The organism is Marinobacter sp. V34 (assembly GCF_055524115.1).
In genome coordinates, this window is record NZ_JBUPZY010000002.1 from 110,345 (window position 1) to 134,135 (window position 23,791).

The following is a 23,791-nucleotide window of genomic DNA, read 5'->3' on the forward strand; positions in this document are numbered from 1 at the left end:
CACATTGGTTATCTTGGGAGTTATTTTCGGCGCGTCTGGCTTTAGAGTGGCAGGGATAGGGATGGCCTTTTCAAAACACGCTCAAGCACATCCATGTGACGCTTGGGCTCCGCCATCCATGGCTCCGCACAGTTTTGAAAAGGCCATCCCGATCCCCGCCCAGGAATCTGGCGCGCACCACTATGTGAAAACAACGGACACTCCATGGATATTCGCCCTGCTGCTACGCTGGTTTTGACCAAAGACACCGACGAAGGTCCGAAAATACTGTTGCTGCAACGAACCTGGGACGCAGTATTCATGCCGGGCTATTTTGTCTTTCCCGGTGGTTCTGTCGACGATCAGGAAAATAATGGGCGGGCCCACGCAATCGGGCGGGCTGATACCGAAATCAGCCAGACAATGGCCATGGATGAAGGTGGCTCCGACTACATGCTTGCGGCTGTCCGGGAGTGTTTTGAGGAAGCAGGCATTCTGTTAGCCGTTGATGAAAAAGGTGCTGAGCTGACTCAGTACCATCCCGTTCACAGCGACCGCGAAGCTCTGTTTAAAGGTGAGTTAACCCTGGCGGAACTGTGCCATCGCTATAACCTCACCATTCCCCTGGACCGTCTGGGCTACCTCGGGCACTGGGTGACACCGCCGGGGCCGCCCCGGCGCTTCGATACCCGGTTTTTCATCGCGGTGGCACCGGAAGGGCAACGAGCAAGTCATGACGGTGAGGAGACCATTGACCACGTCTGGCTGAGCCCGGAGGAAGCTCTGGAAGATTACCGCAGTGGTCGTCGACTTTTGGGGTTACCAACCATTGGGACGCTGCGGATACTGGCAGAGTTTGACACCACTGAAGCACTGATGCGCTATGTCCACGCTAATCCACCGGAACCCTATCCCAGCAAGCCGTGGCCGGCGGTCAAGAAAGACAAGACCACGATGCTGGAGCCGGGAGCGCCGGCTTATGATGAAGCCGTAAAGCTGGACCCGGAGGGGGCAGGCTCCACACACGCGGATATTGTTCCCGGGGAACCAGTGGAGGTGGCTGCCGGTGTGGTTCGCCTGACCGCACCAAACCCGGGAATGATGACTGGCCCAGGCACCAATACCTATGTGCTTGGCCACGAACGATTCACGGTGCTGGACCCCGGCCCGGACGACGCAACACATATTGAGCGGATTCTGGAACTCACTGGTGGCGCGATTGATCAGGTGGTGGTCACTCATACCCATCAGGACCACTCGCCGGCAACAGTGGCACTGAAAGCAAGAACCGGCTGTCGTGTTTACGGTCAGCGGGCTCCGGCAGGCCCAGCTCAGGACCAGACGTTTGCCCCGGATGTAGAGCCGGTGAATAGTGACTTGATTGTCACCGAGGCTGGCACGCTAAAAGTTCTTCACACCCCAGGGCATGCCTCCAACCATCTTTGCTATCTGCTTCTGGAACAGGGTCTGCTGTTTTCTGGAGACCACATCATGCAGGGCTCCACCGTGGTCATCAATCCGCCAGACGGCGATATGAAAGCCTATCTGGAGTCGCTGTACGACCTGCTGGCCGAATCCGTTCGTTATATCGCCCCAGCCCATGGTTTCCTGATGGCGCGCCCCGAATCGGTGATCGACTATCTCATCACGCATCGTCTGGCCCGTGAACATAAAGTTGCCAGGGCTCTGGAAAATCTCGCCTCAGCCAACCTGAAGGATCTGACCGCAAAGGCTTATGATGATGTTCCAGCAGCCATTCATGGCTTGGCAGCTCGTTCAGCACTCGCACACCTTCAGAAGCTTGAGGTGGAGAAGCGGGCTCGTCGGGAGGGCGAAACCTGGCACGCCACATCACATACCTGAGCCCAGCAAGCCTTGCCACTCCGGCCCCTTCTTCAGGGGCCGGTTATTTCTTGGCAATGATCCAGACCGCGTGAACGATGCCCGGTATATAGCCGAGAATCGTCAACAGGATGTTGATCCAGAAGTGCTTGCCAATCCCCACCTGTAAGAAGACGCCCAACGGCGGTAACAAAATCGCAACCAGAACTCGCAAAAGATCCATACAGTTTATCCTCCATCGAACGTATAACGGGTACAGAACGACAATCCGCATCCTGTAACCTCTTTGAATAGATCATTTTGCGGAAATACACAACGAGTTCATGAAAGTGGCATTAAACCTTTGTCACAGCCGTATTCATGAATCAACAGGGGCTCTATCCTTGTACCGCTTTCATAGACCGGACAACAAGCCCCACACTGGCTGAGAACCCGAGAGGAATTATGCTGTATCGCTGGCTGACACATCTGTTTCGCGCTGGCCTGATTTTTACCCTGACTGGCAGCCTGGTCTCAATCCCTGCCGTCCACGCAAACAAGTCCGATGACTCCGACAACACGGAGATGCTCGTTGCGGAGCTTGCCGAGGACGAGAGTGTTGAGGATGTCGAGCATTCGGAACCCTTGCGCGCGTCTGAACCGAAAAATGATAGCGGTAAAACAGACACCACGAAGAAATCCAATGAGGAACCAACCTCCCAGGATAAAACACCGGCTTCCACCACCGAGCCGACCGTGGAAGAAGTGGCACCCAACGTTGATTTAAAGGAGGTGGCACCGCCTCCAAAGCCCGCCGAGCCTGCCGAACCGGAACCTTCGAAGCCAGAAGACACGGCTGAGCAGACCAAACCTGCTACCCAGGAAGCCGATGCTGCAACAGGGGCCGATGAGAGCGTAGTAGAGAAACCTGCTGAGGTGGCGGAACCCGAAAAGGCCACCAGCCTGAAAATGCTGGGGGCCGAAGTTCTGCCTGGCACCTCCACACGCCTGGCCTGGTCCCCCGCTATCCAGATTGCCGGCCTGTCGCAACCAACGCCGGTACTGGTGGTGAATGGGTCCAAACCCGGCCCCAACCTGTGCCTGACCGGTGCCGTTCACGGTGATGAGCTCAACGGCATCGAAATCATCCGCCGCACCATGTATGACCTGGAACCGGACAAACTCTCGGGCCGGGTGATCGGCATCCCCATCGTCAATCTGCCGGGTTTCCAGCAGGGCAGCCGCTATCTTCCCGACCGCCGTGACCTCAATCGCCACTTTCCCGGAAGCACCGATGGCAGTCTGGCAGACCGGATCGCCCACTCCCTGTTCGAGAACGTGATCCGTCATTGCGACATGTTGGTGGATATCCACACCGGGTCTCTCAAACGCACCAACCTGCCCCAACTGCGTGCGGACATGAACGACCCTGAAGTGGCAGAACTGACCCGGGGTTTTGATCGCATGGCGGTGGTCCACAGTACAGGCACTACCGGCATGCTTCGACACGCCGCCGTCGAAGCGGGCATCCGGTCCGTCACCATGGAGGCCGGCGAATCACTGCGTATCCAGGAGCACCAGATCAAGGCCGGGGTGAACAGCCTGACCAGCCTGATGGACAAGGAGGGCATGATCTCGAGGATGTTTGTCTGGGGAGACCCTGAGCCCGTCTACTACGATTCCGAGTGGGTAAGAGCCGAACACGGGGGCATACTGTTCAGCGACATTAAACTGGGTGCCAAGGTGAGCGAAGGGGAAATTCTCGGCTATGTGTCAGATCCCATCACCAACGCACAACACCCCATTCGCGCCCGTAGCAACGGCCGGATTATCGGCATGGCGGTGGATCAGGTGGTCATGGCTGGTTTTGCGGCTTACCACGTCGGTACCGAGGCGGAAGTACCCGGGGAATAAAAAACGGGGTCAGAGCAAGCTCTGACCCCGTTTCATTCTTCAACTTTCGGGATACTACGAAGCGCTACCGTTCAAGCTGAACGACGACGGGCTCGCATTCCCATACCAAGCAGACCCAAGCCCAGCAGAGCCAGAGTGCTTGGTTCGGGTACTTCGCTGGCTTCAGAGATCAGTTCAATCTTGGCTTTCACCTTGGCACCGTGATTGCCCAGTCCCCAAAACGAGCCTTCATTGAATTCAGCGTCAAAAAGGCTAACTTCAAGAAGACCGTCGCCAAGCGCTCCGAAGGCAAGCTGGAGAGGCGCCCCCCAGGAAAGGATGCCTTCCTGGAAAAAACCGAAAAGCTCGGTGTCACCCGAAGTGTTTCCGTTTACGGAACCATTCATCAGCCCCGGCGAGGTGAAGTTGAAATCGACCGAAATCGGCTGGGGCACTTCGTCGTCGCTGTTAACGGCGCCTTCGGTTGTCCAGATCTTGAACAGGTTAAAGGTCACACTTTCACCCGCATTCAAATCAAAAGAAAACGGATTCGCTGCGTAGTCTGCAGAATCAACAACCAGTCCAGGGTCCGAATCATTCAGGTTGACCGCATAGCTGGCCGAAATTAGCGCTGCACTGGCCATGGCCGGCAGACACATTGAAACCAGCAATGCTATTGTGAGCTTGAGATGCCGCATGGTTACTACTCCTTGGATTGTTCTCAAGTATTCTTGGTTAATACCGAGACGAACCTTAGGCACACACAATGCCATTCAGTTATTTTTAACAATAAATCAATGCCTTGTATAAATATAAAGACATAGAATTTGGCGCTTATGTAAAAAACCCCGACAGTAACGACGGCGACCCTATGCCCCTTCTGTAGTATCCTGCCCTGTTTCTGCCCCTCCACCGGGAGAGAGCCCCTCACGCAGACAGGATCCGGCATGTTTTCAGAAACGTCAAAACCGCTATGGCTGGCCTACACCGGCCTGGTCCTGACCCCGCTGTTCTGGGCCGGTAACGCCGTGGTGGCCAAAAGTGTCGTTGGCGAGATTCCTCCACTGTCCATGTCCTTCTGGCGCTGGGTGATTGCCCTGACCATACTCCTGCCTTTCGGGCTACCGGGGGTGTGGCGCCAACGCCGGGTTATCCGCGAACATTCGCTGTCGATACTGGCTCTGGCCACGTTCAGTGTGGGTGCGTTCAACTCGCTGCTTTATTTTGCAGCGGTGACCACCACGGCCACCAATATCGCGCTGATTAACGCCACCATACCCATCATGGTGGCGTTACTGGCCTGGTTACTGTTGGGAAATCGCACACGCCCCATTCAGGCTCTCGGAATCGGGCTGGCGGTACTGGGCATCCTGGCGGTTGTGGCGCGAGGGGACCTCTCAGTGCTGACCGGTTTGCGGGCGCAACCCGGAGACCTGATCATGGTACTGGCGGTAACCAGTTGGGGCCTGTTCTCAGTACTGCTTCGCCGCCAAGCGGTACCGCTGCCGCCACTGACCTTTCTGACCGTCCAGATCGCCTGCGGTACCATGGTGATATTGCCGTTTTTCCTGGTGGACCTGCTGTTCTTCTCTGGTGGGTTCGAACTGAACGCATCAACCGCCCTGCCCATGATGTACTTTGCGATTTTCCCCGGTATTCTGGCTTACGCGTTCTGGAATCATGGGGTGCACCGGATTGGTCCTGCAAAAGCGGCCATCTTCATGTACCTCACTCCGGTATTTGCATCTGTGATGGCGGGCATTTTCCTCGGGGAACGCCTGGGCACGTTCCATGTCATTGGCGGCCTTCTGATTCTGGCCGGACTGTTCCTGGCCACTCGAACGACCGAGCTTCGCCGCAAATACCGTTGAGCACCCGACAACCAATATCGACAAGGCAGACATTCATGGTCAATGGCATGACAGGGTTCTTCAAATGGGGCGGTATATTGATATTAGCGGCTTTCAGCACCGCAGCGTTTGCCGCCCCCTGCGACCCCAAGGAGAATACCTGGATACCGAGCCGCTATTACCCGCCGGGACAGACGGTGTTTCACCAGGGTGACTGGTACCAATCCCGCGAACTCCACGAGGGTAAAACACCGGGCGCGGATTTCGAATGGGAAAGACTGGCGTCAGTGCCGGATTGCGACATCAGTCGTGATGACAGCAACGTCGCTGAGCGCAAACCGGAAGGTGGGGTGAACCGTCAACCGCAGGCACAGGCCGACGCCGGCCAACCGCACGTAAAAGCGTCCAACGAGCGCCCACAGACCTGCAAAGAACGCGGGCGATGGAGCTTTGGCGGCAGCTATACCGTGGGCCAGATGGCCGTCCATGAAGGGCAGACTTACCGCGCCATCCGCCCCAGCAACGGCCAGATGCCCGGCATGAGCCAGCCGCCTCACTGGCAGCCGGTAGACGATCCCTGCAGTAACGGCGCTGAAAACGCCGACTAATCCGGTTATTCAGTCAGCGCCTGCCGTATCTGCTCCAGGGCCGTTTCGAGAACCCGGCGCGGACAACCAATATTCATGCGCATGAACCCGCTGCCGGGTTCACCAAAGGTGATGCCCGGGTTCATGCCAATACCCGCTTCCTGCACAAAAAACCGCTTCAGCTCCGCATCACTCATGCCCAGGGCCTGGCAGTCGAGCCACAACAAATAAGTGCCCTCCGGCTCCGTTACCCGGATGGCGGGCAAGTACTGGCGGATGTAATCCATCACCCGATCACGATTGCCTTGTAGGTAAATCATGAGTTCGTCCAGCCACGGGCCACCATGGCGATACCCGGCCTCAAAGCCGGCGATGCTGAATGGATTGCACTGGTTCATGTGCATGGCGTCGAAGACGTCTTTCAATAACGTCCTATGCTCTGCATTCCTCACAACCAGTGCCGACAACCCCAGGCCGGGCATATTGAAGGATTTGCTGGGTGCTATCGTTGTGATCAGGGCGTCCTCTTCGTCGGCCAGCGTCGCCAGTACCTGATGGGAAGGCTTGTCCGGGTAGGTCAGGTCACAATGAATTTCATCCGACACCACCACCAGGTTGTGGCGCCGGGCAATCGCCAGTACCTCCCTGAGTTCGCTTTCGCTCCACACCCGCCCGACCGGGTTGTGGGGCGAGCACAGTAACAAAACTTTGGCATCATCCCTCGCCGCACAGGCCTCAAGGTGCTCAAGATTCATCTGATAACGGCCATCCACCTGGTCCAGCGGGCTTTCAATCACCACACGACCGGTTTTTCGAATGGCGCTGAAGAAAGGCGGGTAAACCGGAGGCTGTATAATCACCCCTTCGCCCTCCCCGGCAAATGCCAATGCCGAGGCGTGCAGCGAAGGGACCACGCCCGGTGCCATCAATAGCCAGTCCCGCTCGATGACCCAGCCATGCCGATGTTCAAACCAGTCCATGACCGACTGGTACAGGCTCTCCGGAAACAGTGTATAGCCGTATATCGGGTGCCTTGCCCGCTCTTCCAGAGCTTTGGTCACTGATTCCGGTCCCGGAAAGTCCATATCCGCTACCCACAGGGGAATAATGTCATCCCTGCCGAATACCGCATTGCGGGCATCAAACTTCACTGAACAGGTGTTTTCCCGCTGGACAGGCTGGTCAAAGGTCTCGGGCACGAGGGGCTCTCCGCTAGGATGGTAAGTTACGAAAGGCCATTCTGTGGCAGTCGTCGTAATTCGTGCAAGCCAGGCGCCGTTCCACCGGCTTCAGGAGAGATTCAGCGTTGGTCACAGAGGCACAGGTTTTACTTGCCTGGAACCCAGGTATAATTGCGAACCTAACGAGTTATCCGCTCATCCTGATCCAACCCCGGAGCCTTTGAATGCTTGCCCAGATCCTGTCCACGATGTTGCCGGTCTTTCTGATCGCCGGTTGTGGCACCCTTTACGGCCGATATCGCACTCCAGACATAAAAGGCTTGAACACCCTTAATATGGAGCTGTTCGTGCCCATGCTGGTGTTCGCGGTTCTGGCCGACCAACAGGCGCCACTTCAGGATTACACCAGCCTGGCTCTGGCGGCAACGGTGGTGGTGCTCGGCTCCGGCATCGTGCTCTATCCGTTGGCCAGGGTTCTGAACCTGAACCTTAAAACCTTCCTGCCGCCGATGATGTTCAACAATTCCGGCAACATGGGTATCCCGATTTTGGTATTCGCCTTTGGCGAGGCCGCCCTGCCAGCGGCCGTTGTCCTATTCGTCGTGGAAATGCTGCTGCACTTTACCGTGGGCATCTACATGCTGGATCCGCACACGTCGATCATAAAACGGCTTCGCATACCGGTTATTGCTGCAAGCATCGCCGGCCTTACCGTCAACTTCGGTGGCGTACCCATGCCACAATGGCTGCTGGAAACCCTGAATATGCTAGGCGGCGTGTGTATCCCGCTCATGCTCTTTACTCTCGGTGTTCGCATGCTGGACGTAGATTTCAGCGACTGGAAACTCGGGGTTCTGGGCGCTATTTCCGCGCCCGCATCCGGATTGATTCTTGCCTGGCCAATGATAGCGATTCTGGATCTACCGGGCCTGCAGGTAGCTGCTTTGTGGGTCTTCGCCGCCATGCCCTCAGCTGTGTTGAACTACATGCTGGCGGAGCAGTATCAACAGGAACCTCATAAAGTCGCGTCACTGGTGCTTATCAGTAACCTCGGAAGCCTTGTGGTGATGCCCATAGTGCTGGGCCTGGTCTTTACCGCAGGCTACGTATGAACGTTTTCCGATAACGAATAATGCCGGAATCCTGTCCGGCGTATCACGATCACCAACGCAAGCGCTTGCAACCTCTCTGGCTTTGGCCGAAGGTAAGAACGATTCAGGTTGAATTTCTTCTCGATATGGAGATCCGCCCATGAGTGTTCTGCTTCTGCTGATCAGTGCGCTGGTACTGATCTACCTTGGTATAGGCGGCACCACTGCCGCCGCCGTGTTGGTGATTGCAACGGTCGTCGGGCTGTTTCAGGATGGCTGGCACATCCTCAGTATACTGTTTGGTGGCGGGCTGCTTGCCCTCAGCTTGGTGCTGGTTCTGCCAGGTGATCTGCGGCGCGAAAAGCTCAGTGCTCCGCTGCTGAACTGGGTACGCGGCCGGCTCCCGAAACTCTCGGATACCGAAGCCGAAGCTCTGCGTTCGGGTACCGTTGACTGGGATGGCGAGCTTTTCTCAGGACAACCCAAGTGGTCAAAACTGCTCGACGCCAAACCGGCCCACCTCTCCAGCGAAGAACAGGCGTTCCTTGACGGGCCAGTCGAAAAGCTTTGCGGCATGCTGGATGACTGGAAAATTACCCACGAAGACTACGACCTGCCCAACAAGGTCTGGAAGTTCATTCGCGAAAACGGTTTCTTCGGGTTGATGATCCCCAAAGAGCAGGGCGGTAAGGGCTTTTCCCACACCGCCCACTCTGAGATCGTAATGAAGATTTCCACTCGCAGCGTGTCCGCCGCCGTGACCGTGATGGTTCCAAACTCGCTTGGTCCGGGCGAGTTGCTGATGGAATACGGCACGGATTCCCAGAAGGAGCATTACCTCCCCCGACTGGCCGGTGGCGAGGAAATTCCCTGCTTTGCACTGACGTCTCCGGTCGCCGGTTCCGACGCCGGAGCCATCCCGGACAAAGGCATCGTCTGCAAGGGACAGTGGAATGGCAAGGAAGTGCTGGGCCTGAAGGTCACCTGGAACAAGCGCTACATAACCCTGGCACCGGTAGCGACGCTGATTGGCCTGGCCATCAAGGTGTATGACCCGGACAAACTGCTGGGCGACTCCGACGAGATCGGCGTTACCTGCGTGATGGTTCCACAGGACCTGGAAGGGGTTCACTCCGGCGCCCGTCACCTGCCCATGAATACTGTGTTCATGAACGGTCCGACCTGGGGCAACGACGTGTTTATCCCCATGGATCAGGTGATTGGCGGCCAGGACATGTTGGGCAAAGGCTGGAAGATGCTGCTGGAATGCCTGTCCATCGGCCGCTCCATCTCCCTGCCCGCACTGGGTACCGGCGCTGGCAAAGTGGCCAGCATGGCCACAGGCTCCTATGCCCTGACCCGGGAACAGTTCGGCCGGTCCATCAGCCAGTTTGAAGGGGTTCAGGAGGCGCTCGAACCCATCGCCGGCTACACCTATATGATGGATGCTGCCCGATTGCTGACGTCCGGCATGCTGGACCGGGGCGTACGCCCCTCCGTGCCCTCTGCGGTACTCAAGTACCGCAATACCGACCTCATGCGCACGGTGATCAACCATGCCATGGACGTGGTTGCCGGCCGCGGTGTTATTACCGGCCCCCGCAACTTCCTGGCCAGGGCATACCAGGCGGTGCCCATCGGCATCACGGTGGAAGGCGCAAACATCCTCACCCGCAGCCTGATGGTGTTTGGCCAGGGCGCTATCCGCTGCCACCCGTATATTGTTGAAGAGATAGAAGCTGCGGGCATGGACGATAAAAAGGCCGCCGTCGCAAAGTTCGACGGCATCTTTTACCGCCATATCGCTCACACCACGCGCAATGCGTTACGCTCGTTATTGCTGGCGCTTACCGGCGGCTTGCTAGAACCCGTGCCACGACAGGGCGGGATTCAATCCAGCTATCGCCAGCTTGCCCGATTCTCGGCCGCGTTCGCCCTGATGACCGACGTTACCCTGCTCACGGTAGGTGGCGGTCTCAAGGCACGCCAGCGTCTGTCCGGCCGCATGGCGGACTGCCTTGTACATCTGTATTACGCCACCGCCGTCATCAAGCAATGGCATGAGGAAGGGTATCCCGAAGACCAGCGCCCGCTGGTGGAATGGTGCCTCCAGACCAGCCTGCGGGACCTCAAGACATCCATGCGCGAGCTGATCATCAACTTCCCGGCTCCACTGCTGCGCTGGCCTCTGCGGGTGCTGGTATTTCCGCTTGGCGCCACCGGCCTCAACGGTCCAGACGACGCCCTGGGCACGGAGGTGGCCGCCAGCATCGTCAAGGATACACCGTTGCGCCAGCGCATCAGCCGTGGCAGCTACATCAATACCGATCCGGACGATCCTTTAGGTCGTGTACTGAACGCCTACCGGCTGGCCAATGAAACCAAGGACATGCGTGATCGACTCCATGAGGCCCTGCGCAATCGTGATGAAGACGAGCTGGGCGGCATCGACCTGCTGATGGGGCACCAGCGTAAAGAACTGGTGGACTGGGCCTGCGAGCAGGGCGTTGTTCAGAAAGACGAATGCGACAAACTCCTGGAGGCACTGGAAGCACTCTACGACGTCATCCGCGTGGATGCCTTCGAAGCTGACGGGCTGAAGGCCCTGTCCCGGTGTGCCAAAGGTAAGCGCAAAGTGGTCGAACGCCCGCCACGTGACGAAGAATAACCACTAAAGACACGCCCTCAACGGGGCGTGTCTCCCCCACTGTTCCCCTCTCCCATTCTTGACAGAATCCACATTCGCCGACTATTACTGAATGTCGGTTCAAATAGCTGTATTTGCGACCTTTCAAGAAACCAGCTGTCACAACAACGAATAAAAACACGCGGCATCAGCGCCGCTCACCTGAATTGAAAGGGGTGTCTTTCCGTGGAAGAGCAGGCTGTAGGCGAGCAGACACAACCATCCTCAACCATCCTGGAAACCAGGAACCTGACCAAGGATTTCAAAGGCTTTACCGCCATCAGTGACGTCAGCATCAACGTCAAGACAGGCTCCATACATGCGTTGATAGGCCCGAATGGGGCCGGGAAAACGACGTTCTTTAATCTGTTGACCAAATTTCTCAAGCCCAGCGCCGGGCAGATCATCTACGCTGGAAAAGACATTACCAACGCACGCCCCGCGGGCATTGCCCAGCAGGGGCTGATTCGCTCTTTTCAGATTTCAGCGGTATTTCCCCACCTGTCTGCCCGCGAAAACGTGCGGGTTGCCCTGCAACGCAAGCTGGGCATTTCCTATCACTTCTGGCGGCCGGTACGCATTCTTGACCAGCTGAATGAGGAGGCCCAGGCCACCCTCGAACAAGTTGGCCTGGGCCCCTTTGCCGATACCAAGGCGGTGGAACTCGCCTACGGACAGAAACGGGCACTGGAGATCGCCACCACCATTGCACTTAAGCCCAGGCTCATGTTGCTCGATGAACCGACCCAGGGCATGAGTTCGGAAGACGTAGGCACGGTTACCGAGCTGATTCGCAAGGTGGTGGATGGCAGAACCATCGTCATGGTTGAGCACAACCTTAATGTGGTTTCCACGCTGGCCGACACCATTACCGTTCTGAACCGCGGAGAGGTGTTGGCCGAAGGTAACTACGACACGGTATCGACCAACCCCGCCGTTATGGAAGCCTATATGGGGACCACCGATGCAGCCTGATCAACGCCCGGAAATGCTCAGAATCGAGAATCTTCACGCCTGGTACGGCGAATCCCACATTCTTCATGGGCTTGATCTGACTCTGCTGGAAGGAGAGGTCATTACCCTGCTTGGCCGCAACGGGTCCGGACGCACCACCACACTCAAGTCGATTCTGGGGCTGGTCAGCAAACGAACCGGCTCGATCAAAATCCACGGCACCGAAATCATCAACATGCCCACCCACCGCATTGCGCACGTTGGCAAGCTGGGCTATTGCCCCGAGGAACGGGGGATCTTTGCGTCTCTCAATGTGGACGAGAACCTGGAACTGCCCCCAGTGGTGGCCGATGGCGGGATGTCTGTGGACGAGATTTACAAAATGTTCCCGAATCTTGAGGAACGCCGCAAAAGCCAGGGTTCCAAGCTCTCTGGTGGCGAACAGCAGATGCTGGCCATTGCCCGCATCCTTCGCACCGGCGCCAATCTCCTGTTGTTGGACGAGATAACCGAAGGACTCGCGCCGGTTATCCTCAAATCCCTGGATGATGTCATCCGCAAGCTGCGTGACAGGGGATTTACCATCATCCTGGTTGAACAGAATTTCCGCTTTGCCGCTCCGCTGGCCGACCGACATTATGTGATTGAGCACGGACGAGTGGTTGAGCAGATAGAAGCGGCCGATCTCGAGGCCAAGAAAGAGCAGTTAAACAGGCACCTGAGTGTCTGAACCCGAATCTAATAACAAAAGGAATCCCACCATGTTCAAGCACTGGAAATCAGGACTGGCAGGCGCCGTGGCAGCCGCCACACTGGCAATGCCTCTCACCGCAGCCGCGGAGCTGTCCGAGGGCAAAGTTAAAATCGGTGTCCTCAGTGACATGTCCGGCGTTTACAAGGCCCTTGAAGGGCCGGGCGCGGTAACCGCCGCCAAGATGGCGGTGGAGGACTTTGGCGGCTCGGTGATGGGTAAACCGATCGAAATCATTTCAGCGGATCACCAGAACAAGCCGGATATCGGTGCCAGCACCGCCCGTGAGTGGATCGATGCGGACGAGGTCGACATGATCACTGCGCTCGACAACTCTTCGGTTGCACTGTCGGTTCAGGGGCTGGCTAACGACAAGAAAATCATCACCATGAATACCGGGGCCGGAACCACCGCACTGACAGAAGAACAGTGCACGCCTTACGGTATTCACTACGTCTACGACACTCACGCGCTGCCGGTAGGCACTGCAACGGCGATGGTCAAGAATGGCGGTGAAAGCTGGTTCTTCATTACCGCCGACTACGCCTTCGGCCACTCTTTGCGGGATAACACTGGCGCCGTGGTGGAAAGCCTCGGTGGCGAGGTGGTTGGCAACGTCAATGCGCCGCTGTCCACCAACGACTTCTCTTCCTACCTGCTACAGGCCCAATCTTCCGGAGCCGACGTTATCGGTCTGGCCAATGCCGGCCAGGACACCGTAAACGCCATCAAACAGGCCAACCAGTTCCGCATCGTTCAGGGCGGACAGAAACTCGCCGGTATGCTGGTGTTTATCACCGATGTCCACAGCATGGGTCTGGATATTGCTCAGGGCCTGCAGTTCACCACTGCATTCGTTTGGAATCAGAATGACGAGACCGAAGCCTGGTCCCGCCGTTTCTATGAACGCCACAACGCCATGCCTACCATGGTTCATGCTGGCGTTTACTCAGCCGTTACCAACTACCTGAAAGCGGTCAAGGCAACCGGCTCTGATAACAGCGACACCGTGCGCGCCGAGTTGGGTGACATGACCCTGAACGATATGTTCGTCAAGGGCGGCAAGATTCTTCCCAATGGCTCCATGCTCCACGACATGTATCTGGTGGAAGTGAAGAAACCGGACGAAGCCAGCGAGGAATGGGACCTGCTGCGGGTGGTCTCGAAGATCCCCGCGGATCAGGCCTACATCTCGCTGGAAGACTCCAAGTGTCAGCTGGTTAACTAACCACGCCGATTAACCACTGTTTCAGGGGAGATAGCCAACGTGTCGATGCAGGTCATACTGGCCCAGGCTCTGCTTGGGCTGAATGTGGGTGTGTTCTACGCCATGTTGAGCCTCGGGCTCGCGGTGATATTCGGGTTACTGAATATCATCAACTTTGCCCACGGTGCCATGTACATGCTGGGCGCCTTCATCGCACTGATTGGCTACTCCCTGTTGGAGCAGTGGTTCGGTATCAGCCTTCAAATCGGATTCTGGGCGTCACTGCTGGTGGCGCCCCTGATCGTCGGCATTCTGGGTGTGACCATTGAGCGCTTCATGCTCAAGCGTCTCTATGACCTCGACCACATCTATGGTCTGTTGCTGACCTTCGGCATTACGCTGATTCTTCAGGGCTTGTTTGCCAACTATTTCAATGTCTCTGGCACACCGTATCCAGGACAACCCGAGAGCCTCAGTGGCGTCGTAAATCTTGGGTTCATGTATTTCCCGACCTACCGGCTGTTTGCCATTATTTTCTCCCTGGTGGTCTGTTTCGCCACCTGGTACTTCATCGAACACACCAAACTGGGTTCACGGCTGCGGGCCGGTGTCGAAAACCCGGACCTGACCCAGGCGTTTGGCCTGAATGTGCCGCTGATGATTACCCTCACCTTTGCCTTCGGAGCCGGTCTCGCCGGCCTGGCGGGCGTGCTCGCGGCCCCGATCTACTCAGTCAGCCCGCTGATGGGCGCAGACCTGATCATCGTCGTGTTTGCCGTCGTGGTGATCGGTGGCATGGGCTCGATTATGGGCGCCATTCTATCCGGGCTTGCGCTGGGCCTGATTGAAGGCCTTACCAAAGTGTTTTACCCGCCAGCGGCCAGCACCGTGATCTTCTTCCTGATGGTGCTGGTGCTGTTGTTCCGCCCCGCTGGCTTATTCGGTAAGGAGAAGTAAGGCCATGATCAACCGCGTTCTGTTTATCATTATGCTGGTCGCCGGCCTTGGCGCGCCCTTCTACGCCTACCCCGTCTTTGTGATGGACCTGCTGTGCTTCGCGCTCTTCGCCTGCGCCTTCAACCTGCTGCTCGGATACGCCGGGTTGCTTTCGTTCGGACATGCCGCGTTCTTCGGCGGTGCCGCGTACATTACTGGCTACGTGACCAAAGAATGGGGATTCGGGCCGATTTTCGGCATTCTTGCCGGCACCGGGTTTGCCCTGATCCTCGGCACGATCTTCGGCTTCCTCGCCATCCGCCGACAGGGCATCTACTTTGCCATGGTGACTCTGGCGCTGGCGCAGATCATCTACTTTCTGGCGCTTCAGATGCCGTTCACAGGCGGCGAAAACGGCCTGCAGGGCATTCCCCGTGGTGAGCTTTTCGGTTTCATCAGTCTCAACAACGAAATCGCCATGTACTACTTTGTGTTTGCGGTGTTCCTGATCGGTTTCGCCATTATCCACCGAACCATCAACTCCCCCTTTGGCGAGGTCCTCCAGGCCATCCGGGAAAACGAATCCAGAGCACTCTCGCTCGGTTACGACGTCGACCATTTCAAGCTACTGGCGTTTATCATTTCCGCCACACTCGCCGGAACCGCCGGTGCCACAAAAGCCGTGATATTCCAGTTTGCGGCATTAACCAACGCGCACTGGCAAACCTCCGGGGAAGTCATCCTGATGACACTGGTGGGAGGCCTTGGCACCATCTTCGGACCGGTACTGGGTGCGATTACCGTCGGCGCACTCAGCCATGAACTGTCGGCATTCGGCTCCTGGGTACAGGTGATCCTGGGGACTGTGTTCGTCGTCTGCGTGATGGTATTCCGCCGCGGCATCGTCGGTGAGATACAACACCGGCTGCTGAAAAAGAAGGCGGATAAATAGGCCGCCGGGCCAGGTCACTCGCCTCGTAAGCCACCGCGAATGGCCTCGTCCACCAGCCAGCGCCGCAGCACCTGCAGCCCACGCTCGCGCCGCCGGCTGGTTTTCCAGGCGAAATAGAACTTGTCGCCCGTCATCACCGAGTGGCAGGGTAAACGGACAAAATCCCCCGAATCCTGCCGTGTGCTCAGCATGTAATCGTTGGTCAACGCGATGCCCTGATGGAACCGGGCCGCCTCCAGAGCCAGCAACATGTGGCTGAAGTGCTGTATCCGCGCCGTACCGGGAATTTTCTGATCCACCGCCCGGTACCAAGCCTCCCAGTCACCGGCCGCCTTGTCGAAAATGCTGTGGGTAGAAAGCAGCGGAAACCGTGACACCTCCTCCGACGACAGCTCTGGCTCATCCCTTCCCTCAACCTCCGAATCCCGACCCAGTTCCCGGCGTATACGCTGCCAGTAATCCTGGCTGCACACCGGAAACAGCCGCTCGGTATACAGCAACTCATAACTGAATGCCGCGGAAGACGGCTTGATAGTGATAAAACAGTCCGCCACCCGGTCGGACAGCACCGGGTTCTCACTGCTCATCTCCAGGGAAAGATCCAGTTGCGGATACTCCCGCTGCAAGTCCGGCAACCGCGGCACCAGCCAGCGCACCGCAAACGAACTGAACACCGACAGCCGCAACCGCGACTCCTCATGCCCCAGTAACTGCTCACTCACCCGTTCAATCTGCAACAACGCCGACCCCACGCCATCCAAATACTGCCGGCCTTCATCGGTCAACGTCAGAGTGCGGCCACTGCGCCAGAACAGTTTCTCACCGAGATAGGTTTCCAACTGCTTGATTTGATGACTGATCGCGCTCTGACTGACCGCCAGCTCCTCCGCTGCCAGCGAAAAGCTGTTCAGCCGGGCAACGGCTTCGAAGACGGGCAGGGCTTTGAGAGGTGGAAGTTTCATTATCTAATTTTCTAATGATAAGTGATCAAAGATCATTTTATCGGATATTAATACAGCAGTAGACTCATTATCACAAGGTTAAGGGAGCCCTGCACACCACCCTTTCCAAAACTGTACGGAGCCATGGATGGCGGAGTCCAAGCGTCACATGGATGTGCCGAAGGAGCGTGTTTTGGAAAGGGTGGTGTGCAGGGCGACAACTCCAATATCGGAGGAAAACCAAGAGGAGCCGAAATCATGTCAGGCAAAACCGTAAACAGTGCAATTCTTCTGCTGGTGATCGGCAACGCCATGGCATTGATCAGCGACGTCTTCATCAAACTGCTGGAACCCGGCGCCCCCGTGTTCCAGTTTGCCTTCCTACGCTGCGTCATCACCCTGCTGCTGTTGCTGCCCCTGGCCGGACAACTCAACCGGAAGCACCTGTTTTCCGGCATCAAAGTCCACGCCGTGCGGGCCCACGTGCACCTCGTAGGCATACTGTGCATGGTCGTTGCCCTTGGCAACCTCCCACTGGCCACCGCCAACGCCGTGTTCTACGCCGCCCCCATCCTGGTCATGGTGTTGTCCGTATTCATATTCTGGGAAAGACTCACCCCGTTGAGCGTCTTTGCCGTCTTCAGCGGGTTTGGCGGCATCGTCGTCATCCTCCGGCCAGTGGAATTCAACTGGGCCGCGATAGCAGCACTGGCCTCCGCCTTCGCACTGGCCATCAACGCCGTCATGGTGCGTAAGCTGCCCAAACAGCAATCCACCGTTCATAAGCTATTTCTGAACTACGCACTGATCATCCCCGCCGCCGGTGCTCTGGCACTCTGGGAAGGCGCTGCCTGGGACAGCTCCATACTCGTCAGCGCCCTGGGATCAGCCCTGTTTATCCTAGGCTACAACATCACCGTATTGCTGGCCTACCAGCAGGTGGATGCCAATCAGGTCACCAGCGCCGAGTACACCGGACTGATCTGGGCAGTCGGCATTGGCTGGATCTGGTTCTCCGAAGTGCCGGACCTCTGGTTCCTGGCTGGCAGCACCATGATCGTCGTGCCGCTGATAATGATTGGACTGAAGAGCCGGCGCCGCTCACAGGCGCCGGCGAGAGGCTTCAACCCAGATAATCAACGGGTTACGTCAATCAGTAGCTGAGCACCCTGCAGCACTTGATACTCCATAGGGTAGGTGCCGTTGTTGTAATAGAACCGGAAACGGGTGCCACCGTCATCCCGGTAATGGTGACGATGTTTGTTCCAATGGCGTTTGTGGCCATGGTAACCATGCTTTTTTTGGTGGTACTTCTTATTCTTCCAACCGTGTTTGTGTCGGTTGTGCGCCTTGTTTTTCCAGCCATGCTTGCGATCCCGGTGGCCGTGGTGCGCATCCGCATCGCGGTGCCGGGATGACAGAAGCTTCTTGTGGTGGGGTATGCCCCTGTCGTGGTCCACTTTCTGGTGGAACCCTGCCCTGTGGTTTTCCCGCCTGTCAGACTCCGCCACAGCCGGGCTGGTAACCATCACTAAGCCAACAAGACAACTGCCTATCAGATACATTTTCATGGTTCTTCTCCCGATCTTTTCAGATCCCGGATTCAGCATCCACGAACACTGTGTGGGTGCTCCCTGATTTAAGAGTACGGAATTGCCGGGGAAAGTCAGGCGATCAGCGGCGGCTTTGCACTTCTTTTACGTAGGCATGGGCGGTCTTTACAGTCACCATGGCCCGCTCACCTTCCAAACAGAATTAAAGCAGATGGGATTCCAGTTCGAACACGTGGGGGTCGTCATCACCGAGGGTTCTCAGAGCCTCAGCCAACTTCAGTAGATACTCGCTGTTAGGGCCACTCGGCCCGGAGGAACGCGCGATCTGGCTGGCAATCTCAAGGGGCGACGCCGGCCCCAGAAAAGCGGCATTATCTTCAGTGGCAATGTAGACCAGGCCATCTGCACGACTGCCATCATCAAATGCCATAGAGGTCGTGAAACGCAGATAGCCGTTCTTCTCCCGCACATCCAGGTGCTCGAAGACCTCCGGTGACACGCGATAGGCCATGCCCTTACACCGTGCGCCCGGCTGGCTGACCAGCGTCACTACCCGGCCGGGAGCGGCCGGGGTACCGCGATGGTCATGGGAACCCTGCCAGAAACGTCGGGCCCAGCCTTCAATCGTTGCCGCCTGCTGCTCAAGGAATGGAAAATCTACCTTGTAAATCAGCGAACCATAGCCGAACAGCCACACGGAGGACACTCCGTCAAACTGCTGGCGACTGCGATTGTGCGCTACGGTATCGAAAGACATCAGGTGGTCGCCGTGGAAGCAATGAATCCAGCAATGCCTGTCAGTACAATTTCCGCCGCCATGGCGGACAATATCAGGCCGCTGATCTTGGAGAGTATATTCAGCCCGGTGGTACCCAGTGCCTTTTCCAGGTATCCGGACAGATGCAGCAATACCGCCAGGATAACCAACCCTGAAACCAGCCCCAACAACCCGCCGACCACTTCGGGGACACGGTTCAGCTCCGCACCGTAGACCAGAATGGCACCGATGGTAGCCGGGCCAATCATCACTGGAATGGCCAGCGGCACCACGGCAATGTCGTCCCTATCCTCTTCCGGCAGCCCGGTGGCATGGTTGCGGGTACCGCTGGTGACCAGGCTGATGGCGGTCAGGAACAGCAGGCTGCCAGCGCCGATCCTAAACGAGTTCAGGGTAATACCGATCGCGCTGAACAACAGTGGCCCGACAAAGAACAGCACCAGCCCCAGAATCAGTGCGGACACCGTGGAACGGCGGATGATGGAACTCTTCTCAGCCGCAGGCAGGCCCCGAGTGAGCGCCAGGAACATGGTTACGACAAAGAACGGCGCCAGCAGGAACATAAAACGGATCGTGCTGCTGATGTAGGTACTGACAAAGGTTTCAAACATTCGAAATATCCGGCCCAGGGTAAAAACGGCATAGCATAGCGACAGTCGCACCGTAGCGCCGTACGGAAGTGAACGTATCCTAGCGCTTAACGCTGCTCTGTCTGGGTTTCCGTGGCTTTCGTGGTTTTCCCGGCTGGCCGGATTTTCCCGCGCGCGAAGGTTTGCCGTGTTTTCCAGCGGGCTTTCCTGATTTGCCCGGCTGGCCCGTCTTTGCACCCTTCCCACGGGGGCCCGGTGACGATGTCCCAGGCTTCTTACCCGGCCGCTTGCTCGCCGGCTTCTTCATTTCGTTACGGGTGTCGGCGCTCACTTCCGACGACGAATCGCGGATTAGGTCGAACAACCCCGCCAGTTCCTTCGCGCCCAGGTCCCGCCACTCTCCCACTGGGAGTCCTCTGACGCTGATATTCATGATGCGCACACGCTCGAGCTTCGTCACCTCGTACTCAAAGAACTCACACATGCGGCGAATCTGTCGGTTCAGGCCCTGAACCAACGTAATGCGGAACACGAAACGGGACACTTTCTCGACCTTGCAGCGTTTGGTGACCGTACCGAGTATCGGCACCCCGGCGCTCATCCCCTGCACGAATTCCGGCGTTACCGGCTTGTTGACGGTAACCAGATATTCCTTCTCATGGTTGTTGCCGGCCCGCAAGATCTTGTTCACCAGGTCGCCATTGCTGGTCAGAAAAATCAGTCCCTGGGAGTCCTTGTCCAGCCGACCAATCGGAAAAATCCGCTCGCCGTGGCCTACGTGGTTGACGATGTTTCGACGCTCGGCCGGATCCGTCGTACTGACCACGCCCACGGGCTTGTTCAGGGCGATAAAAATCAGGTCCTCTTCGTCTCGCGGCTCGATCAACTGACCGTTTACCGTTACCTTGTCACCGGGCAGAACCTGATCTCCCACCTGGGCGGCCTTGCCGTTAATGGCAACGTTGCCGTTCTCGATATAGCGATCGGCTTCCCGCCGGGAACACATGCCACTCTCGCTGATGTATTTGTTGAGGCGGGTGGAGTTTTTACCGGGCATGGGAGTCCTGTCGTCGGTGCATCAGGCCACTTTGGGGGATACATAGCTGAAACGCTTGCGGTATTGCTCCATGGTACAGCCTACCGTGCGTTTAAACAGCCTCCGGAACGAACTGGCGTCTTCGTAGCCCACGCTCCAAATGATACGCGCGGTTTGTTCGCGGCTGGATTCCAGCAGGTGCTTGGCGGACTCGATCCGCAGGTGCTGCAGGTATCCGATGGGCGTCTCCCCGGTGGCTTCCTTGAAACGGCGCTTGAATGTGCGGGTGCCAAGGCCGGCCACCGTGGCCACTTCGTCGATGGTCAGTGCATCTGCATAGTGCTGCTCAAGCCAGGACTGCGCTTTGCGGATAGCATCATCCTGATGGGCTTTCTGGCTGTAGAAGGCCATATAGGGCGTTTGCTCCGCCCGGCGGCCGTCCAGTACCAGCATCTTGCTGCAGGCCAGGGCAACCGCGGGCGAGGCAAAACGTTCCACCAAGTACATACACAGATCCACAAACGCCGTGGCACCACCGGCACAGATAATCTGACCGTTATCCACCAGCAACTGGTCTTCCTCCAGACGCAGATGGGGGTATCGGGCACGGAACAGCGCCGCCGCCCGCCAGTGGGTGGTGGCCACCTGGTCGTCCAGCAAACCCGCTTCCGCCAGTACGAAACTGCCTGTACAGACGCTCGCCAACACGGCGCCCCTCTCCAGCCCTTCCCGCAACCATCCGTACAGTGGTCGTGAAGGTGCCAGGGTCTGCTCCAGGCGTTCCGCGCCCACGACGGCTTCCACCGAGGAGCCCACCACGATCAGGTCCGGCTCGAAATCCCCGCGCTTGCACGTTGGTGTCACCACAGCGCCGCTGTACCCACGGACCGGCTGGTCGTCCACCGTTACCACCTGGCAATTGAACAGGGGTTCGCTGTGGCCAGCGGGAGCGCGGCTGCAAAAGTTGGCAACGGTGAAGAAATCCATGATGCCGTGTACACCGGACGCATGGCAGTTGGGAAAGGCAATGATGGCGACGTTGAACATGAAAATGGCCCTTTCAGCACTTTATATGTCAAATATGACACTCCTGCTGACAACCCGCAAGCCCTAACCTGAATCTGTCATCCACTACCACAGGAAGAAGGACTTTCACCATGACTTCACAACTGAACGTCCAATCAGAAGCCTTTCAACGTCCGGTAACCCGGAAAACTCCACGCAAGGCAGGGTTTTCAGCTGCCCGGCTTGCGCTTCAACTCTACGGACGGGTGTCACCACAGAAAGCCGGTCGGCTGGTCAACCGCATGGCTTTCAGGCCCTCTCGCCTGCCCATGCCATCCCGGTATGAATACCTTCTGGACAATGCCGACAGCTACACCCAACTTCAGCATGGTGCTCGTACCATTCCAGTGTATTCGTGGGGCCAGGGCCCGGTGATTCTGGGTGTGCACGGCTGGGCCGGTGCCGGCATCCAGTTCGGCGCCTGGGTTAACCCGTTGGTGGAAGCCGGCTATCGCGTGGTGCTGTTCGATGCCCCCGCCCATGGGCGGGCCCAGGGAGAGAGCACCAACCTGTTTGAGATGGGCGAGGTTGCGGCGAAAGTGGCAGCCAATGTTGGTCGGGTCCATGGGGTACTGGCCCACTCCGTTGGCTGCATTGCCGTTGCCCGCGCGATCGCGGACGGTCTCCAGCCCAACTACCTGGTGATGCTGGCACCCCCCGTTAGCCTCACAGCCGTGATGGCAAACCTGGGCCGTCAACTGGGTTTGAGCAAGGAAGTTTTGGCGGTACACCTGCAACTGATGGAGGAGCGTTTCGGAAAATCCGTCTGGGAGCAACTGGACCTGGAAGCCCTGTCGCGGACCCTCACACAGCGGGGCCTGATGGTCATTGATGACGATGACACCGCCATCTCGCCAGACGAAAGCGAACGGGTTTTCAACAACTGGGAAAATGCCAACGTGCTGCGCACCCGAGGCCTGGGCCACCACCGCCTGCTTTGGAGCCCCATGGTTGTAGAAACCGTGCTTCGGGATCTGGGCAGGCCGGTGAATACCCTCTGATTGCGCGTTTGCGTCGGTCCGTTTATGGTCTGACGGTAGTACCATTCGCAAACACGGAGTCCAGCCATGCAACTGTCCGAGCCAAAACAGCTACAAACGCCCCGGGGACGCTTCGCCTGGCGAGAAGGCGGCGCACCCGGCGGCATGACGCTGGTGATGGTCCACGGTTGGCCGGAAAGTTCCTACTGTTGGGAGCATGTGGCAGCGCATTTGAAGACGGGCTTTCGCATCATCTCCCCCGACCTGCGAGGGTTGGGCGACAGTGAGCGTAGCCCGGACGTACAACACTACCGCAAGCAGGAAATGGCACAGGATGTGATCAGCCTGTTGGACCAACTTGGCGTTGAAGATTTTCAACTGGTGGGCCACGACTGGGGTGGCATCGTCGCCCAGGAAGTTGCCCTGGCCATTCCCCAACGGGTGAAAAAACTGGTGATCATGAACATTGCCATCATCAACAACCTGAAGGGCAATCAGGAGGTGATCGAGAAGGTCCGCTCTGGAAGCGGTTCGGCCTACTGGTATCAACACTTCATGCAGACACCCGACCTGCCCGAAGCGATGATCCCGGGCGCTGAAGAGACCTGGCTGGGGCATTTCCTGCGCACCTGGAACCGTGAACCGTTTCCACGGGACGCATTCGACGAATACGTGCGTACCTTTCAGATCCCCGGAACACCCCGCACCAGTTCCAACTATTACCGCACTTTCCATGAGGACGCCAAACGCTGGACTACCATGGCCGGCCATCGCTGGCCCATGCCCGCCCTGTATATCTACGGCAACAAGGACAAGGTGATTATTCCGGAGTACCTGAATCACATTGGGGAATGCTTCGAAGACCTTCAGGTCGAACAGCTGGAGGCCGGCCATTTCCTGCAAGAAGAGCAACCCGAAGCGGTAGCTGGCTATCTCAACGATTTTCTGGACTCCGCTTGA

The 23,791-nt window shown here is 57.5% G+C and carries 23 protein-coding genes; 14 read left to right on the top strand and 9 right to left on the bottom strand.

Translation table 11 applies throughout. From position 1 onward, the window contains the following. Positions 1-204 precede the first annotated feature (204 nt). The gene (locus tag AC0B60_RS03635) at positions 205-1,842 is read left to right on the top strand and encodes an MBL fold metallo-hydrolase (protein ID WP_465084102.1); all 1,638 of its coding nucleotides are present in this window, start codon (positions 205-207) and stop codon (positions 1,840-1,842) included. 43 nt (positions 1,843-1,885) lie between these two features. Here AC0B60_RS03635 and AC0B60_RS03640 read toward each other — a convergent pair whose 3' ends face one another. Next, positions 1,886-2,044, bottom strand: a complete 159-nt coding sequence (locus AC0B60_RS03640) for a YqaE/Pmp3 family membrane protein (protein WP_007155136.1) — start codon at positions 2,042-2,044, stop codon at positions 1,886-1,888. A gap of 221 nt (positions 2,045-2,265) precedes the next feature. On the opposite strand from AC0B60_RS03640, the gene AC0B60_RS03645 reads away from it, so the two are divergent. Continuing rightward, complete coding sequence (locus AC0B60_RS03645) at positions 2,266-3,714, top strand: succinylglutamate desuccinylase/aspartoacylase family protein (RefSeq protein ID WP_465084105.1); 1,449 nt, start codon at positions 2,266-2,268, stop codon at positions 3,712-3,714. Positions 3,715-3,785: 71 nt separating this feature from the next. Here the strand turns inward: AC0B60_RS03645 and AC0B60_RS03650 are convergent, their stop codons facing one another. Further along, positions 3,786-4,391 (bottom strand): PEP-CTERM sorting domain-containing protein, encoded by a 606-nt coding sequence (locus AC0B60_RS03650; protein ID WP_465084107.1) that lies wholly within the window; start codon positions 4,389-4,391, stop codon positions 3,786-3,788. A gap of 249 nt (positions 4,392-4,640) precedes the next feature. On the opposite strand from AC0B60_RS03650, the gene AC0B60_RS03655 reads away from it, so the two are divergent. Both AC0B60_RS03655 and AC0B60_RS03660 read left to right on the top strand, forming a co-directional pair. Further along, the gene (locus AC0B60_RS03655) at positions 4,641-5,564 is read left to right on the top strand and encodes a DMT family transporter (protein ID WP_465084109.1); all 924 of its coding nucleotides are present in this window, start codon (positions 4,641-4,643) and stop codon (positions 5,562-5,564) included. A 47-nt stretch (positions 5,565-5,611) separates the two neighbouring features. Further along, the gene (locus AC0B60_RS03660; RefSeq protein WP_465084111.1) at positions 5,612-6,151 is read left to right on the top strand and encodes a carbohydrate-binding protein; all 540 of its coding nucleotides are present in this window, start codon (positions 5,612-5,614) and stop codon (positions 6,149-6,151) included. A 5-nt stretch (positions 6,152-6,156) separates the two neighbouring features. On the opposite strand, the gene AC0B60_RS03665 is transcribed toward AC0B60_RS03660, so the two are convergent. Beyond that, positions 6,157-7,329: a MalY/PatB family protein gene (locus AC0B60_RS03665; protein WP_465084113.1), complete on the bottom strand. Its 1,173-nt coding sequence runs from the start codon at positions 7,327-7,329 to the stop codon at positions 6,157-6,159. Positions 7,330-7,535: 206 nt separating this feature from the next. On the opposite strand from AC0B60_RS03665, the gene AC0B60_RS03670 reads away from it, so the two are divergent. The 7 genes from AC0B60_RS03670 to AC0B60_RS03700 all read left to right on the top strand — a co-directional run bounded on the left by AC0B60_RS03670 (position 7,536) and on the right by AC0B60_RS03700 (position 15,888). Beyond that, positions 7,536-8,423 carry an AEC family transporter gene (locus tag AC0B60_RS03670; RefSeq protein WP_465084115.1) on the top strand — a complete coding sequence of 296 codons (888 nt, stop codon included), beginning with the start codon at positions 7,536-7,538 and terminating at the stop codon, positions 8,421-8,423. 139 nt (positions 8,424-8,562) lie between these two features. Then, on the top strand, positions 8,563-11,070 hold the full coding sequence (locus AC0B60_RS03675; protein WP_465084116.1) for an acyl-CoA dehydrogenase: 2,508 nt from the start codon (positions 8,563-8,565) through the stop codon (positions 11,068-11,070). Between the two features lie 204 nt (positions 11,071-11,274). Continuing rightward, a complete protein-coding gene (locus AC0B60_RS03680; protein ID WP_007155128.1) occupies positions 11,275-12,063 on the top strand; it encodes an ABC transporter ATP-binding protein in 789 nt (262 codons plus the stop codon). Further along, positions 12,053-12,772 (top strand): ABC transporter ATP-binding protein, encoded by a 720-nt coding sequence (locus tag AC0B60_RS03685; protein WP_465084118.1) that lies wholly within the window; start codon positions 12,053-12,055, stop codon positions 12,770-12,772. Before AC0B60_RS03680 ends, AC0B60_RS03685 begins: the two co-directional genes overlap by 11 nt. Positions 12,773-12,803: 31 nt before the next feature. Further along, on the top strand, positions 12,804-14,021 hold the full coding sequence (locus AC0B60_RS03690) for an ABC transporter substrate-binding protein (protein WP_465084120.1): 1,218 nt from the start codon (positions 12,804-12,806) through the stop codon (positions 14,019-14,021). Between the two features lie 45 nt (positions 14,022-14,066). Next, a complete protein-coding gene (locus AC0B60_RS03695; RefSeq protein WP_465084686.1) occupies positions 14,067-14,957 on the top strand; it encodes a branched-chain amino acid ABC transporter permease in 891 nt (296 codons plus the stop codon). A 4-nt stretch (positions 14,958-14,961) separates the two neighbouring features. Further along, entirely contained in the window at positions 14,962-15,888 is a 927-nt protein-coding gene (locus AC0B60_RS03700) for a branched-chain amino acid ABC transporter permease (protein ID WP_036211493.1), read from the top strand. Between the two features lie 14 nt (positions 15,889-15,902). Here AC0B60_RS03700 and AC0B60_RS03705 read toward each other — a convergent pair whose 3' ends face one another. Continuing rightward, positions 15,903-16,850 carry a LysR family transcriptional regulator gene (locus AC0B60_RS03705; RefSeq protein WP_465084122.1) on the bottom strand — a complete coding sequence of 316 codons (948 nt, stop codon included), beginning with the start codon at positions 16,848-16,850 and terminating at the stop codon, positions 15,903-15,905. Between the two features lie 237 nt (positions 16,851-17,087). On the opposite strand from AC0B60_RS03705, the gene AC0B60_RS03710 reads away from it, so the two are divergent. Continuing rightward, positions 17,088-17,993, top strand: a complete 906-nt coding sequence (locus AC0B60_RS03710) for a DMT family transporter (RefSeq protein WP_465084124.1) — start codon at positions 17,088-17,090, stop codon at positions 17,991-17,993. On the opposite strand, the gene AC0B60_RS03715 is transcribed toward AC0B60_RS03710, so the two are convergent. From AC0B60_RS03715 to AC0B60_RS03735, 5 genes are all read right to left on the bottom strand, one after another. Beyond that, positions 17,966-18,400: a hypothetical protein gene (locus AC0B60_RS03715; RefSeq protein WP_465084126.1), complete on the bottom strand. Its 435-nt coding sequence runs from the start codon at positions 18,398-18,400 to the stop codon at positions 17,966-17,968. The genes AC0B60_RS03710 and AC0B60_RS03715 overlap by 28 nt on opposite strands. Positions 18,401-18,584: 184 nt before the next feature. Continuing rightward, entirely contained in the window at positions 18,585-19,139 is a 555-nt protein-coding gene (locus AC0B60_RS03720; RefSeq protein WP_465084128.1) for a gamma-glutamylcyclotransferase, read from the bottom strand. Then, complete coding sequence (locus AC0B60_RS03725) at positions 19,139-19,771, bottom strand: MarC family protein (protein WP_465084130.1); 633 nt, start codon at positions 19,769-19,771, stop codon at positions 19,139-19,141. The genes AC0B60_RS03720 and AC0B60_RS03725 overlap by 1 nt, the downstream gene beginning before the upstream one ends. 79 nt (positions 19,772-19,850) lie before the next feature. Continuing rightward, complete coding sequence (gene rluF / locus AC0B60_RS03730; RefSeq protein WP_465084132.1) at positions 19,851-20,807, bottom strand: 23S rRNA pseudouridine(2604) synthase RluF; 957 nt, start codon at positions 20,805-20,807, stop codon at positions 19,851-19,853. 21 nt (positions 20,808-20,828) lie between these two features. Beyond that, on the bottom strand, positions 20,829-21,833 hold the full coding sequence (locus AC0B60_RS03735; RefSeq protein ID WP_465084134.1) for a GlxA family transcriptional regulator: 1,005 nt from the start codon (positions 21,831-21,833) through the stop codon (positions 20,829-20,831). 110 nt (positions 21,834-21,943) lie between these two features. On the opposite strand from AC0B60_RS03735, the gene AC0B60_RS03740 reads away from it, so the two are divergent. Further along, positions 21,944-22,852, top strand: coding sequence for an alpha/beta hydrolase (locus tag AC0B60_RS03740; protein ID WP_465084136.1), 909 nt, complete (start codon positions 21,944-21,946; stop codon positions 22,850-22,852). 66 nt (positions 22,853-22,918) lie between these two features. Beyond that, complete coding sequence (locus AC0B60_RS03745; protein ID WP_465084138.1) at positions 22,919-23,791, top strand: alpha/beta fold hydrolase; 873 nt, start codon at positions 22,919-22,921, stop codon at positions 23,789-23,791.

Bases quoted from the DNA above. Each gene is read 5' to 3' on its own strand.
- AC0B60_RS03635 (WP_465084102.1), top strand. From the start codon at position 205: ATGGATATTCGCCCTGCTGCTACGCTGGTTTTGACCAAAGACACCGAC.
- AC0B60_RS03640 (WP_007155136.1), bottom strand. From the start codon at position 2,044: ATGGATCTTTTGCGAGTTCTGGTTGCGATTTTGTTACCGCCGTTGGGC.
- AC0B60_RS03645 (WP_465084105.1), top strand. From the start codon at position 2,266: ATGCTGTATCGCTGGCTGACACATCTGTTTCGCGCTGGCCTGATTTTT.
- AC0B60_RS03650 (WP_465084107.1), bottom strand. From the start codon at position 4,391: ATGCGGCATCTCAAGCTCACAATAGCATTGCTGGTTTCAATGTGTCTG.
- AC0B60_RS03655 (WP_465084109.1), top strand. From the start codon at position 4,641: ATGTTTTCAGAAACGTCAAAACCGCTATGGCTGGCCTACACCGGCCTG.
- AC0B60_RS03660 (WP_465084111.1), top strand. From the start codon at position 5,612: ATGACAGGGTTCTTCAAATGGGGCGGTATATTGATATTAGCGGCTTTC.
- AC0B60_RS03670 (WP_465084115.1), top strand. From the start codon at position 7,536: ATGCTTGCCCAGATCCTGTCCACGATGTTGCCGGTCTTTCTGATCGCC.
- AC0B60_RS03675 (WP_465084116.1), top strand. From the start codon at position 8,563: ATGAGTGTTCTGCTTCTGCTGATCAGTGCGCTGGTACTGATCTACCTT.
- AC0B60_RS03685 (WP_465084118.1), top strand. From the start codon at position 12,053: ATGCAGCCTGATCAACGCCCGGAAATGCTCAGAATCGAGAATCTTCAC.
- AC0B60_RS03690 (WP_465084120.1), top strand. From the start codon at position 12,804: ATGTTCAAGCACTGGAAATCAGGACTGGCAGGCGCCGTGGCAGCCGCC.
- AC0B60_RS03695 (WP_465084686.1), top strand. From the start codon at position 14,067: ATGCAGGTCATACTGGCCCAGGCTCTGCTTGGGCTGAATGTGGGTGTG.
- AC0B60_RS03700 (WP_036211493.1), top strand. From the start codon at position 14,962: ATGATCAACCGCGTTCTGTTTATCATTATGCTGGTCGCCGGCCTTGGC.
- AC0B60_RS03705 (WP_465084122.1), bottom strand. From the start codon at position 16,850: ATGAAACTTCCACCTCTCAAAGCCCTGCCCGTCTTCGAAGCCGTTGCC.
- AC0B60_RS03710 (WP_465084124.1), top strand. From the start codon at position 17,088: ATGTCAGGCAAAACCGTAAACAGTGCAATTCTTCTGCTGGTGATCGGC.
- AC0B60_RS03715 (WP_465084126.1), bottom strand. From the start codon at position 18,400: ATGAAAATGTATCTGATAGGCAGTTGTCTTGTTGGCTTAGTGATGGTT.
- AC0B60_RS03720 (WP_465084128.1), bottom strand. From the start codon at position 19,139: ATGTCTTTCGATACCGTAGCGCACAATCGCAGTCGCCAGCAGTTTGAC.
- AC0B60_RS03725 (WP_465084130.1), bottom strand. From the start codon at position 19,771: ATGTTTGAAACCTTTGTCAGTACCTACATCAGCAGCACGATCCGTTTT.
- rluF (WP_465084132.1), bottom strand. From the start codon at position 20,807: ATGCCCGGTAAAAACTCCACCCGCCTCAACAAATACATCAGCGAGAGT.
- AC0B60_RS03735 (WP_465084134.1), bottom strand. From the start codon at position 21,833: ATGTTCAACGTCGCCATCATTGCCTTTCCCAACTGCCATGCGTCCGGT.
- AC0B60_RS03740 (WP_465084136.1), top strand. From the start codon at position 21,944: ATGACTTCACAACTGAACGTCCAATCAGAAGCCTTTCAACGTCCGGTA.
- AC0B60_RS03745 (WP_465084138.1), top strand. From the start codon at position 22,919: ATGCAACTGTCCGAGCCAAAACAGCTACAAACGCCCCGGGGACGCTTC.